Genomic DNA, 12,829 nt, shown 5'->3' with positions numbered 1-12,829 from the left:
GGTGCATCCATCCGGTGTACCAGTTAACATGTATGAGAGACATGAATAAATCAGAAAACCTGTAACCTGATCCCTGGATTATACCGCCAGAACCCCTTTGTACCGGGTATCAGATCCTAACTCCTTATATTATATAAGATAACAGATATCGTATGCAGCTCACCGAGTTCAGGGTCCAGAACTATAAAATTATTAATGATACCGGCTGGATCCCGGTCGGCAACCTTACGATATTTGTCGGAAAGAATGAGTCAGGAAAATCCGCAATATTCCGGGCACTTTCCAAACTAAATCCTTCTGATGGCGAAGGTTATGACGGACTAAAGGAGTTTCCAAGGCAGCGCTATGCCGAAGAGATCACCAGGACGGACTGGCCGGTTGCATCAGGAAAGTTCAAACTCATTCCACGCGAGCAGGAAGAGATCAGCAACCTGTCCGAGCTCTGCCGCGAGGTGGAAGGGGTAGAAGTAACCAGGCATTATACTGGTAAATACGGTATCACTTATCACCCAGACATCGGAGTGGATCTGGTTACAGCCACCGAACTCATCTATGTTATCGATGTGGCAATTGAGCAGATGAGAAATCTTATCGCTCCTGAAGGACGGGGAGATGTTCTGGGAAGGATCAAAGGTGAACTCCTCTCCATACTAGAGGAACAAAAAGAGGCTGCATCCCACGGAGCTCAGGTCCAGAAACGGCAGATCACTGATCTCATCAATATGATCAAGACCCGGGGGAATGAGCAGTGGCAGATGGAACTGATCAACCCGGTGTGCGAGCCAATGTATGGTCTGGTCAGGCAGATCGAGGTTTATGAAAGCCTGATGGCCGCCAACCGCTATATCATCGATCACCTCCCGAAGTTCGTATACTTTGATCAGTACAATGTGATCGAGAGTGCAATCCATATCCCTACTTTTATTGCAACCCTGAAGAGTCATCCAGACAGTCCCGGGTTGCGTGCAACCAACTGCCTCTTCAGGCATGTAAATCTCGATCTTGATATTCTCGACAAACTCGGTACCCATAAGAACGCAACTGATGAAAACCCGCTTATCCGCAGACAGGTGGATGAGCGATCAATCCTTCTCTCTACGGCCTCAAACCAGATGAGCAGGAGGTTTGAAGACTGGTGGGAACAGCGACGTCTCCGGTTCAGGTATGATATTGACGGTGATTACTTCAGGATCTGGGTATCTGACAATCTCGATCCTTCAGAGATCGAACTTGAACAGCGGAGTTCAGGCCTTCAATACTTCTTTTCTTTTTACCTGATCTTCCTGGTTGAGTCTGGCGATGTGTACCAGGATACCATTCTGCTCCTGGATGAACCAGGTCTGCAGTTGCATGCAACTGCTCAGCAGCGGACGGTGAAATTCTTCGAGCGTCTTTCCCAGGATAATCAGATCCTCTTCTCAACCCATTCACCGTTCATGATAGACCTGGATCATATGGACCGGGTCAGGACAGTGTATGAGAGTCCTGACGGGACCACGAAAGTATCAGCAACCGAGTGGCCGAAAGATCATGACTCGCTCTTCCCGCTTGAAGCAGCACTTGCATACCGGATTGCATCACGCACCTTTGTGGCAGGAAGGCAACTTCTTGTTGATGATATTGTGGACCTCTGGCTTCTTCAGGCAATGAACTACGCGGTGGAGAAGATCGGAAAACCCGGACTCGACCCGGATATCACCATCACACCAGCCGGTGGCTCTGCAAACCTCCTTCCCCTGTCTACCCTAATCCGTTCTCATGAGAATCAGGTATCAGTTCTGCTCTCAGGAACAGGCATACCAGCAGAAGTGCTGACTCAACTCACTGGAATTACTGCAATCCGGAAAAAATTCCTGCTGCTTTACAGTCAGATTACCGGAAACGCGGGATCCACCATCGAAGATCTCTTCACCCCCGAGTATTACACCAGGTGTGTAAAAGAAGTATATCCCAACATGGTGGTCACCCCTGTGCCGTCCAAGGACCCTGCCGAGCGGGGAGAAGTACCAGGAATACTCCATGCAGTCAGTGAGACAATAGAGCGGAGGCAGGGTGAACAATTCGAACGGTGGCGAGTAGCCGAACTCCTGTCTGACCGTATCTGTGAAGCCCCGGGCATGGTTGACGAGGAGACTGTTCAACGGTTTGTCAGGTTATTTGCAGAAGTAAATGAAGCAACTTCAGGCAGGTTAAGCCCAGTATGAGGCAAGGATTGCAATCAGGAGGTCATCACCTCCATATGCAGTGATAGAACAGAATCAGAGATCAACTTGAAGTACACTTCTCATCCGGATAATCTCTTTGATCACTTCTTCAGCTACCTCTTTTGTCCCTGCTTTTCCTCCAATGTCAGGAGTTTTAACCCCTGCGGCCATTACTTTCTGGATGGCAGCTTCGACCAGTTTTGCCTGATCCCGTTCCTGCACATATTTCAGGAGCAGTGAGATGCATCGGATTGCCGCGATGGGATTGGCAACACCCTTTCCTGCGATATCAGGAGCACTCCCGTGTACCGGCTCAAACAAAGCATGACCTTTTCCAATGTTCGCACTCGGCAGCATACCAAGTCCACCTTCCAGGAAAGCGGCTGCATCAGAGAGGATATCACCGAAAATGTTGGTGGTGACGATCACATCGTAGCGATCCGGATGTTGAAGCACGTCGAGAACCAGGGCATCGATGTATTTCTTGTCTACTGATACTCCGGCTTTTTCTGCTTCTTCCAGGCAGATCTGCAGGAAAAAGGCATCAGACTTCATAATGTTTGCTTTGTTACCAATAGTCAGATGGCGTCTCCGCCGCCTGGCACATGAACTCGCAAATCGTGCTATCCTTCGTGATCCCGATTCGGTCACCAACCTAAGCGTACAGGCCCTGTCTTTCTCCTGCCACTCAATGCCTGAGTACAATCCCTCGGTGTTCTCCCTGACTATCAGAATATCAAAATTTTTTCCTACGACAGGTCTGAGATTGGCATAGAGATCCAGTTCCTTCCTGATGGTGAGCACCACGCTGTGGTACTCAGGATCCGGGGGGGTGGTAATCGCTCCGAAGAGGATCAGATCCGCTTCCTTGAGGGTGGTCCTGGTTGCCGGAGAGAGCGGGTCCCCAGTCCGCTTCCAACATTCGTAACCAAGATGTACCTGTTTATAATCCCATTCAGGATGGAAGATTTTGAGCACATCTACCGCAGGGGCTATCACTTCAGGACCTATCCCGTCACCTGGTGCAACTACCACTTTCATTGTTTCTTCCTCTCGTAAATCAGTTCATAGACCGCGTCTGCAATATACTTCGGAGAAGAACCCCAGTGAACAACCACCCCATGCTTTCCATTGATATCCTGGAGCCCTGAACGCTCTGCCCGGCAGCATCGGGCGATGAATGGTTCAGCATCCACCGCATTCGCAGGGCAGACGTCAATAACTGGAAAGTCATGGCCATAACACTCGGAAAGAACCTGTCGTGCAGTCATGCAACCAGCTACCTGCTCACCTCCGGCAAGGGGATCCGAGTCGATGGTCCGGGAAAACCCACCAGCCCTACAGGGAAACACATCAGCCCCGGTCTCCCTGATGTCGCGGATATGATACTCAAACCTTATCTCAAGTTCTCCAAATAACCCGGTTGCCTCAAGTGATCTGATAGTTTCAGCAAGATGAGCTCGTGGAGGGGTCACATCATACACATGTACGGTGCAGAGAACACCAGGATCTGGATCACAGATGAACGTCTTATGCTCATCAATTCCGGTGAAGATGACACAGCGACGACCGGTATCTGCAGCACGAAGAATTAAATCACCACGATTATGCAGGATCACCCGCTCCGGGTACTGGAAGACCTCGTCAGCCCGGGCGATCAGGCTTACCTGTTTCACCGGTCGCATCATCCCGATCCCTTCTCCCACCTCCACTCCCAGGATTTCATATCCTTCAGGAACTTCATGAATCAGATATTGCGAAAGGAAGTAGACCTGATCACCCACCGGTTTGTTACCAGCGTACCCGACACATTTGCAATGCGGCGGAAAGATCATCGGGAAAGTCTCCCTTTCCAGTACTCAACGAGTCCTCCGGAAACGAGTATCTCCTGCATCCGTGGTGAAAGTGACCGGCAGATATAGGAGTTCCCGCCTACATTCACCGTCCCGATGGTGCAGTCGTACGTGATCATCTCCCCGTCATGACAGGCCAGATCTTCACATTCAAGTACCGGGAGACCGACGTTAATGCAATTTCTGAAAAATATTCTCGCAAATGAAGGGGCAATTACTGCAAGCACTCCTGCTTCCCGCAATGCCATCACTGCCTGTTCCCGGGAAGATCCGCACCCCATGTTCTTGCCGGTGACCAGCACACAGCCGCGGAGTCGGGTGGCAAGGGTGGGATCCAGGTCTTCAAAGGCATGTTCAGCCCAGACACCCCGGTCTTTGGTCCGGAGGTACCGGCCTGCGATAACCATATCTGTGTCAATATCAGCACCGATACAGACAGCAGGACCGGTACCTGCAAGCAGGGTCACAGAACCTCCCTCGGATCGGATATTTCGCCTGTGATCGCACTTGCTGCCGCTGTCGATGGTGAGGAGAGGTAGTAGGATCCCCCAACTCCCATCCGGTTTCTGAAGTTCCGGTTCGCAGTAGAGAGTCCGACCTCGCCGTCCCCGAGTACACCCATATGGGCACCAAGACACGGCCCGCATCCGGGAGGACCGATCACACAACCTGCCCCTACCAGGGTAGCCAAAACACCTGAGTTGACTGCCCGAAGATAATCTGCCCGAGATGCCGGAACAACCACGGTTCTGACCGCAACCTGCTTTCCATCCAGGATTGATGCTGCCCGTGCCAGATCTTCATACCTGCCATTCGTGCAGGTTCCAATGAAGACCTGATCAAGAGAGGTTCCCACCAGTTCTGACACCGGTTTCACTGTATCAACCCGGTGCGGTACTGCCAGCAGGGGTTCGAGTCCCTGAAGATCAATCCAGAGTTCTTCTGAATATACCGCTTCATCATCAGGTTCCTGCCTGGAACTGGATTTCCCGTATCTGCCCAGATACTCCCGGGTTACGTCATCTGCATACCAGAGACCTGTCTTCGCTCCTGCCTCGACAACCATGTTACTCAGGGTTAGTCTGCCTTCCATCGGGATTTCCGATGCTGAATCACCAAGAAATTCCAGTGCATGGTAGGTAGCACCGTCCATCCCCAGTTCTGCAACATAGGCAAGAGCGAGATCCTTGTACTCGACACCTTTTGCAAGTGATCCGGAGATATAGATCGCGATGCTTTCAGGAACCCGCAACCATGTCTCCCCGGAGACCCAGATCCCAGCCATGTCACTTGCTCCAACTCCGGTTGCCAATGCCCCGAAAGCTCCGAGTGTACAGGAATGTGAGTCTGCTCCGATGACCACCTCTCCAGGCAGGATCCGTCCTTCAGCCATATACTGATGGCAGATCCCCCCACCGATCTCTGAAAAGTGCATTCCCGATCGCGATGCAAATTCACGCAGTTCTTTGTGTAGATCTGCAGTCTGACTGGTATTAGCCGGGGAGATATGATCATAGATTACATAGCAGGTTTCAGGATTTGCAATTCCCGGAGCACCCATCTCATCGTAGATCATTTTGGCTTGGATGCCCGTACCATCGTGGCAAAAGGCCTTGTCAACCCGTTTGTCACTAAAATTTCCTGCCTGTGCACCGAGTATCTTCTCTGACAGAGTTTCCATTGTTAATCTCCTCTCCGGTCACGTTCCGGATGATATTCCGCAGGACCTGCGGGGTAATCGTACACTTTCCTTCGCTCTGTTCTTTGATGTCCTCAAGAACCTGTACGATCTGATCGTCAGGGAGCTGATACCCAAAGGTCGTGAGGATATGAGTAAGAGCCCGTTTTCCAGTATGTTTTCCCAGAATGAACTGCCGGTCGAGCCCCAGTAATGACGGAGGAATATATTCGTAGGTTTCAGGATTTTCAAGAATTGCAGCGATGTGTATCCCACTCTCGTGGGCAAATGCATTTGCCCCTACCACCGGTTTTGTCGCGGGCATAAGAATCCCGGTATACTGCTGAATGTTGGCAGAGAGAGTGGGGATCTGCGTCATGTCATACCGGTCGATTCCTCCTTTTAGAGCGAGTGTTACCAGAACCTCTTCGAGCCGTGCATTACCTGCCCGCTCACCAAGCCCGTTCACGGTGGTATGTAACTGGTAGGCTCCTAGTTCTGCAGCGATGATTGTGTTTGCAGTTGCACACCCGAGATCGTTATGACTGTGCATCGCGATCGGGACCGGTACCTTCTCTACGAGTTCAGGAATGATGGTCGCTACCTCAAGCGGAGTGAGACGTCCGGTGGTATCGGCATAAGTTACGTAACTAGCCTTATGTTCTGCGGCCTGTCTGTACACATCAATGAGCACCGGCAGCTCAGTCCGGGAAGCATCTTCAGCACCGAACCTGACAATCAGTCCATGATCGACAGCATAATCACATTGAGCTAGGGCGTTGGCCACGACCTCTTCACGGGATTTTTTATACTTGTGCTTGATATGCAGGTCGGAGGTTGCAACAAAGAGTCCGATCATGTCGACTTCAGCATCAAGGGCGGCATCCACATCCTCACGGCATGCCCGGGAGAGTCCGCAGATCTTCGCATCAAGGCCCATCCGTGAGATCGATCGCACGATCTCCTTCTCATGGATCGAGACTATTGGGAACCCCGCTTCTATCACCTCAATACCAATTGCATCCAGGCGGCGGGCAATATCCTGCTTTTCTTCGAGAGTGAACGAGACCCCGGGGGTCTGTTCTCCATCACGGAGTGTTACATCACAGATCTCAACATGCCATGGTTTCATGATTGATCACCTCAGGACACCGGCCGTAGACCAGAACGGTTCTAGGCCGGTCAGGGATGGTTAGTAATTGTTCCAGCAATTTCAGGTCTGATGCATCACAGACCTGTGGCTCTGCAAAAATTAGGTACGGAAGGGGATCAGAGGCAGGTTGTCCACCAGTCATACCCATACACTGGTTTACCATCACGATGCAAAGGAGTGACAAACCTTCCTGATACACCTCAATCAGACCTTGCAGACCTGAGTGCAACAGGGCGTAATCACCGATCAGAGCAACCTTACCCGCAGATGCAGCTACGGCTACTGCCGATCCCATTCCATAACTGGCGACACCAAATGAGTACGGAGGATTCATTGCGATCAGACTGCACCCGGTATCACATATAGCAGAGAGGCTCTTCTTCGCCATCAGATCAAAGAGCGATCTGAATGGGCAGGCTGCACAGAGACCAAGGGTACTCCCTCGTTCCCGCCTGCTTGTCGGTGAAGACGTTAGATGAAACTCAGAGAGAGGAATCGGGGACAACCCTTCTGCAGTGATACGGGCAGACTCTGCAGCTGCCCGGACAGCACGTCCATACATGGTCAGATCGGAATCAGCAAGGGATCCCGGACTACGACTAGGATCAGGGGAGCCGGTTCCGTAAACGCTATCCTGGACAATGGACGGTGACCCCAAATCTTCAGCAGTCAACCGCAGGAGGGATACCCGTGAGTGGCGTTCTGAAGCAGTAAACGCATCATCGATACAGGATTCGTGAATTCCTTCGAAAACCGGAATAGATGCAACAGGACCGAAGAACCGGGAGTCCTGCACGGTCATGGTATTTCTTGCGGCGGGATCATCACCGCAGACGATCACGACACCTGCACTGAGGCCCTGAAAAGTTGCATGAACCAGTGGATCTACAAGAGCATTCATGCCTACATGTTTCACGATCACACAGGCCCGACGTCCAGCTAGGGAGTCACCGATAGCGAGTTCAAGGGCGACCTTTTCGTTGATAACAAGCCGGGCACCGGTTTTACTCACCAGCGTGGATACCGGGTAGCCTGGAACGGCGTATATCCGATCAGCAGAGGATCTGATGGTACGAACCAAAAGATCTTCTCCGGATTCTCTGCCTGTCATTACTCTCTCCCTGGAATCATGTCACATCCCATGCAGGCCGGACACATGGTCAGGGCTGTGGCAGGGTTCAGATCTGATCTCTCCAGTGCAAAACCCAAATACCTGAATATCCTTTCTATCCTGGCCGCATCTGGCCTCGAATACTCCTTTAGTTCTGCAGTCGGGTTGAGTGGCCTGATGATCGGAATCACTCCATCACTACAGAGCGAGTCGATACATGCCTTCATCTCTATATCGCTCTCTCCAAGACCGAGTATGAGATTTGAGAAGACATGACCTCTCCCAAAAAGACTCACTGAATCTCTGAGGATCTCTCTGATGGAGCCAAAATTGAGGCCAGGACACATAGTTGTAAACAGATCAGGAGTTGCTACTTCAAGGTTGAACTTCACCTCAACCACTCCCGCCTTTTTCAACCTGGCAGGAGTATGAATCGTCGGGTAGATAGAGACACCAATCGGGAGGTTAAACCTGGTGAGCCGGGAGACAACGTCACACGTATATGCTTCTTCCTCTTCGATGCTCTCCATCACTCCTGAAGTTAGTGAGATCGCATCAATACTCCCATACACCGACTCAACCAGGCTTTCAATCTCCTCAATCGTCTTCCGTTTACCTTTCAGAACCGGCACATTGCAATAACGACAGGAAAAGATGCAGGTTGGAGTTATCGTGATGTAAGCTTGTCTCGGGCAGTGAAGAGCAGGACGTTCGAGCATTCCTTCGAACTTCTCATCATTCACCATGAGCACAGCTCTTCCATTTCCAGAATGCTTTACCATCACCGGAGAGCGGTCAGCAAGCGAGAGCCTAACCCGGTGACCATCACACGAGAAGAAGAGAGAACCCTGCCCTCCTGCTCCCGGACCTGCTGTTGAACGGCTGTAATAGTCATCTGCAGGTTCACCAGTGACTTGCACTGTCCCTATTGCGAGCAATTGCGCTTTCAGACTCTGCCATTGATTACGGTCCATAGAGTTCCAGCGCCTCGTCATACCGGGTATAATACGGTATTGCCGCAATAGCTCCGGTAATACCACGGCCGTGCATGATAATCTTAAGATTTTTACTTTCCAACCTGCCCGCCTCGTCCGGTTCCACCTGACCACGCTTAACTTTTTCACCGAACGGAAGAAGTTCTTCAGGTGAGAAACCCAGATATACCGCCATTCCGGTCTTTTCGGAAAGCGTGTACTTCTGAAGCAGACACCTGAACCGATCAATGAGATCCTGAACATTGGTGCTGGCAAACTCGGCTACCACCCCGACACAGTTCTTGGTTCTGAACGGTACCGGGAAGAGTTGGACAATCGTATGTGAGAGATACCGGTGTGGATCTGTGGATTTGGGATCACCAGCGACAGCCTGGGCGATATTATGAACCAGGGTCCATGTTGCTCCCTGCTCGGGGGTATCAGTATCATCCACGCCTATCAGTACCCGACTATGACGGGGAAGAACCAAAGTGGACCCTGCCACTTTTCCACCACCTGATTCATCATAGGTTGATGAAATTACCCCGGCAGCGGTAGCACGGCAGATGGTGGCACCAACCCCGCCACCGCCCATCCCAAGGTAGGAGATTGCTATCGTTGAGTCTGATATCTTAACTGCAGAAATACCGGCAGGAAACCGTGATCCCTCAAGATTGAGATCCACAACTCCGGTCTTCAGCATGTAGCGGTTCATGGAACCTACGGTTCGTACCGAGGTGACCAGCGGACTCTTGGCATAATGTTTTTTTACCCACATCGCACCCCCGATGCAGTCAAAACACTCAATGAGTTCTACCCGGTCTCCTTCTTCAGAAGCAACCGCAGCAATCCATGGATAATGAATAATATATGGATCAGTCAGGCACTCATCTGAAGTTACCCGGGTTTGTGATGCAAGATCTCCGGAAATTGCCGGAATGGAGGGGTTCATGTTTGTCACCGAAAATTTCGTTGCCAGAATTTTCGGCACCAAAGTAGATAAACTATCTCCAGGTATCAGGAGAAAAAAGTTCAGATGATTTCCAGAGCCCAGGAGTCATCATTCCAGCCAATCAGACGAATCATGCTCATGCACATATCACGAATCTGGTATCTGCCAAACCGTGACTTAAACGTGTACGGTCCCACCGCAGATTTGAACCGGGATGGATCATCGGAAAAATATCCAGGCCATTCCCGTACGATTCGTTCAAATTTTTGCGGTTCTGCTTCATAAATAGCACGAACGGTGACTTCGAGTACCTGATACCAGTACTTCACGACATGGCCCGAACCCTGAATGATGACCTGCACCGGCTTTGCAGTCTTGGAAATATCTCCTGAACGGAGCCCGGGGACCGACAGTTCAGCAACAACCGGGGCGGGAGAGAGATCAGACTGATATGGCCAGATCTTTTTGCAGAAGGCAGCAAGAACTCCGGACCGCTGATCAATTTGAAACTTGCGCCAGAGTCTGATTCCTTTCATGGAGATATTGAGCAGGTGATTATCAAGAGCATACCATGCCTTTTTTGTATCAAAATCTGCATTCAGAATAGCAGGATTCTCCATGGTCAGGGTGAGATTGCCAAGCCGGTGCAGATAATCCTGATGAACCGTCTCCCACTCTTTTCCCAGATGCTCCTTCCACCATGGGGTGGGAGTGACTGGCATGATATGATCGATCATCTGTTCAGCCGGGCCATCATCAAAAAGGTCCAGGCCGGCGAGCGGGCCAGATGAAGGAGACTGATCTGAGAAGTATGATTCGAGAGCAGTCATCACAACCCAGGCAGTGGTATTCTCACCATCAGGATGATAGAGATCGCTGAATCTGAGATGATCATCGAACTCATCATCATCAGGCATCCGGTATGGTTCTTCAAGCCGGGAAAAAAATGAAGATACTTGATCAGGAATTGATCCTTCTTCAGGATGAACAGTCCTGCAGAGAAGTGAGAAGACTTCTTCATATCCGGTTTCCGGCCTCCCGCACACTGCGCGTCTGATCAGATAGGTTTCTACCTGCTTCATGACCAAATTGAGGTCAGCATCGCTCAGGTGAGTTCCGGCCTGGTATGTTGGATCATTCCACCCCAGGCAGTTCATGAGAAAAGGAGCCGGGACATCTGAGCCCAGGAGCTTAATCCTGGAAAGATGCTGCCTCATCTCTTCAGAGATCACCTTTTCAAGGGGAAGCAGTTCGGGCTGAAGAAGACGGAGGTAGTAATCGGAGTACCGGTTGATATCCTGTAGAAGGTGCATGATATCTACCGGCGAAACACCGAGGTATTTTCGTCTGATAAGTTCAAAGATCTCGCCGACCCGTATTGGATCGCCGCTTTTCATGCAGAAATACCGGAGAAACCGTGAGATAAGTTCCTGGTGATTACCAAACCGCTCCTCCATAGGTTTCCAGAACAGGTCGTACTGACGTTCTGCATCTTCAGGGGATTTGAGACTCGCAAAGAAAAAATTCCTTATAAGATCTGACTCTTCAAGTGGAACACCCCGGTAATTGAGGGCTTCAAAGACCTGATTTGGATTCTCGCCCTGATCCAGTTCAATATACACCACACAGAGATCTTCAGTGATCACCTGCTGGAGAGCCACAATATCAAGATCATGCGATTCATCGATCTTCCGCCAGAAGAAATCAAAACATTCTACAATCCGGGAATCTTGTTCAAAGTTGTAATCTTCATCAAAAATATGATATAATGCAGCTTTATCTATACGTGTCGGGATGACAACATGCTGTCCTTCTCCACTCCGGGGGGCATTTCTCAGAAAATCGGAAATCTGCTCATACAGTTCAGTAAGAGTTCGCTCTTTTGCAAATGCCCGAATAACCGCAAGAATAATACTGATGGTGGTTATCCGCTGCTGACCATCGATGATAGTATATTTATCGAGGTTTTTCTCGTATTCCCGGACAACCACAATGGAACCAAGGAACCTGTCCGGTATCTTGTCCCGCGGATTGCCGGTTTTCATGGCATATTGTTCGGTGATGTCTGACCAGAGCTGCTCCCATTGAGCTCGTGACCAGACATAAGGCCGCTGAAAGAGCGGCACCACGTACTGCTTTGCGCCGTTATATAGATCCCAGACTGAAGACTTCGCCGCCTTCATCACACATCCCCCAGAAGATATCGAACTCTGATCCCATAGAATCACCGGTACTCATCTGATATCAGAGGGACAGATTATCAGTCAGATAAAAAAGATAAATTGAAAGATTCAGAGAATCTCGTGAAGTTTCAACTGGAATGGTCCGAGTTTTCCTTCGTAGTTCCCTGCGCTGATAAACTTCACTCCCGGAACCTTGACTGCAGCCTTGATACCAGCAGCCATTGCCTGCTTGACTGCATTCTCATCGACTCCGTTGATGACAAGTTCATAGATAGACTTGACCCCTTCAGGAACTTTCGTGTCAGGGACTTTCTCCCTGATACTGGGGCAGTACTGCTCATTGGTGGTTGCAGGGATCGGGAACTTGTAATTTTTGGATCCAACTTTTGAACCGGATGCAACAATGCCTCCCGGGAAACTGGTAATGGTTCCCTTTACGGCAAGAATTGCATCAGATGCAGCCTGTGCGCCAACGAGGGCAGCCATCTGATTCTCACCCATGACAAAGAAGTTGCCGCCTGCGACACCCTTGACCATCCCAAAGACTTCTTCACCGACATAGTCACCCTCCATGATTGGGATCTTCCAGCAGGCACGCCCGCCAATCTCAACCTTGGACTCGAACTTGTCACCAAAGAAGTGAATCTTGATATCAAACTTCTCTTCAGCATCAGGAAGCCCATTAAAGACTGAAGTCGTCGCTGCAGTAAGGATACACTCT

11 protein-coding genes are annotated in these 12,829 nt (G+C 50.4%); 1 reads left to right on the top strand and 10 read right to left on the bottom strand.

Features of this window, described 5'->3' with window-relative positions; translation table 11 throughout:
* The first annotated feature begins 152 nt into the window (after positions 1-152).
* On the top strand, positions 153-2,204 hold the full coding sequence (locus tag LUQ50_RS03290) for an AAA family ATPase (protein ID WP_300036142.1): 2,052 nt from the start codon (positions 153-155) through the stop codon (positions 2,202-2,204).
* A 54-nt stretch (positions 2,205-2,258) separates the two neighbouring features.
* On the opposite strand, the gene LUQ50_RS03285 is transcribed toward LUQ50_RS03290, so the two are convergent.
* The 10 genes from LUQ50_RS03285 to LUQ50_RS03240 form a co-directional block, all read right to left on the bottom strand.
* Positions 2,259-3,245, bottom strand: a complete 987-nt coding sequence (locus LUQ50_RS03285; protein WP_300036139.1) for an isocitrate/isopropylmalate dehydrogenase family protein — start codon at positions 3,243-3,245, stop codon at positions 2,259-2,261.
* On the bottom strand, positions 3,242-4,039 hold the full coding sequence (locus LUQ50_RS03280) for a hypothetical protein (RefSeq protein ID WP_300036136.1): 798 nt from the start codon (positions 4,037-4,039) through the stop codon (positions 3,242-3,244). Before LUQ50_RS03280 ends, LUQ50_RS03285 begins: the two co-directional genes overlap by 4 nt.
* Complete coding sequence (locus LUQ50_RS03275; protein ID WP_300036133.1) at positions 4,036-4,524, bottom strand: 3-isopropylmalate dehydratase; 489 nt, start codon at positions 4,522-4,524, stop codon at positions 4,036-4,038. Before LUQ50_RS03275 ends, LUQ50_RS03280 begins: the two co-directional genes overlap by 4 nt.
* Positions 4,521-5,738 (bottom strand): aconitase/3-isopropylmalate dehydratase large subunit family protein, encoded by a 1,218-nt coding sequence (locus tag LUQ50_RS03270; protein ID WP_300036130.1) that lies wholly within the window; start codon positions 5,736-5,738, stop codon positions 4,521-4,523. Before LUQ50_RS03270 ends, LUQ50_RS03275 begins: the two co-directional genes overlap by 4 nt.
* The gene (locus tag LUQ50_RS03265) at positions 5,689-6,867 is read right to left on the bottom strand and encodes a homocitrate synthase family protein (protein WP_300036127.1); all 1,179 of its coding nucleotides are present in this window, start codon (positions 6,865-6,867) and stop codon (positions 5,689-5,691) included. The genes LUQ50_RS03270 and LUQ50_RS03265 overlap by 50 nt, the downstream gene beginning before the upstream one ends.
* Positions 6,848-7,999 (bottom strand): thiamine pyrophosphate-dependent enzyme, encoded by a 1,152-nt coding sequence (locus LUQ50_RS03260; RefSeq protein WP_300036124.1) that lies wholly within the window; start codon positions 7,997-7,999, stop codon positions 6,848-6,850. Before LUQ50_RS03260 ends, LUQ50_RS03265 begins: the two co-directional genes overlap by 20 nt.
* Positions 7,999-8,973: a radical SAM protein gene (locus tag LUQ50_RS03255; protein ID WP_300036121.1), complete on the bottom strand. Its 975-nt coding sequence runs from the start codon at positions 8,971-8,973 to the stop codon at positions 7,999-8,001. Before LUQ50_RS03255 ends, LUQ50_RS03260 begins: the two co-directional genes overlap by 1 nt.
* The gene (gene mmp11 / locus LUQ50_RS03250) at positions 8,963-9,925 is read right to left on the bottom strand and encodes a methanogenesis marker protein 11 (protein WP_300036118.1); all 963 of its coding nucleotides are present in this window, start codon (positions 9,923-9,925) and stop codon (positions 8,963-8,965) included. Before mmp11 ends, LUQ50_RS03255 begins: the two co-directional genes overlap by 11 nt.
* 80 nt (positions 9,926-10,005) lie before the next feature.
* Positions 10,006-12,108, bottom strand: a complete 2,103-nt coding sequence (locus LUQ50_RS03245) for a DUF262 domain-containing protein (protein WP_300036115.1) — start codon at positions 12,106-12,108, stop codon at positions 10,006-10,008.
* A gap of 108 nt (positions 12,109-12,216) precedes the next feature.
* Positions 12,217-12,829, bottom strand: a 613-nt coding sequence (locus tag LUQ50_RS03240) for a formylmethanofuran--tetrahydromethanopterin N-formyltransferase (RefSeq protein WP_300036112.1), incomplete at its 5' end; no start/stop codon positions are given.

Source organism: Methanospirillum sp., from assembly GCF_028679455.1.
Taxonomy (GTDB): domain Archaea; phylum Halobacteriota; class Methanomicrobia; order Methanomicrobiales; family Methanospirillaceae; genus Methanospirillum.
The sequence above is the reverse complement of the archived record's forward strand: the minus strand, read 5'-3'. Positions and strand labels throughout refer to the sequence as shown.

Excerpts from the sequence above, each read along its gene's own strand:
- LUQ50_RS03290 (WP_300036142.1), top strand. The coding sequence starts at position 153 with ATGCAGCTCACCGAGTTCAGGGTCCAGAACTATAAAATTATTAATGAT.
- LUQ50_RS03285 (WP_300036139.1), bottom strand. The coding sequence starts at position 3,245 with ATGAAAGTGGTAGTTGCACCAGGTGACGGGATAGGTCCTGAAGTGATA.
- LUQ50_RS03280 (WP_300036136.1), bottom strand. The coding sequence starts at position 4,039 with ATGATCTTTCCGCCGCATTGCAAATGTGTCGGGTACGCTGGTAACAAA.
- LUQ50_RS03270 (WP_300036130.1), bottom strand. The coding sequence starts at position 5,738 with ATGGAAACTCTGTCAGAGAAGATACTCGGTGCACAGGCAGGAAATTTT.
- LUQ50_RS03265 (WP_300036127.1), bottom strand. The coding sequence starts at position 6,867 with ATGAAACCATGGCATGTTGAGATCTGTGATGTAACACTCCGTGATGGA.
- LUQ50_RS03260 (WP_300036124.1), bottom strand. The coding sequence starts at position 7,999 with ATGACAGGCAGAGAATCCGGAGAAGATCTTTTGGTTCGTACCATCAGA.
- LUQ50_RS03255 (WP_300036121.1), bottom strand. The coding sequence starts at position 8,973 with ATGGACCGTAATCAATGGCAGAGTCTGAAAGCGCAATTGCTCGCAATA.
- mmp11 (WP_300036118.1), bottom strand. The coding sequence starts at position 9,925 with ATGAACCCCTCCATTCCGGCAATTTCCGGAGATCTTGCATCACAAACC.
- LUQ50_RS03245 (WP_300036115.1), bottom strand. The coding sequence starts at position 12,108 with ATGAAGGCGGCGAAGTCTTCAGTCTGGGATCTATATAACGGCGCAAAG.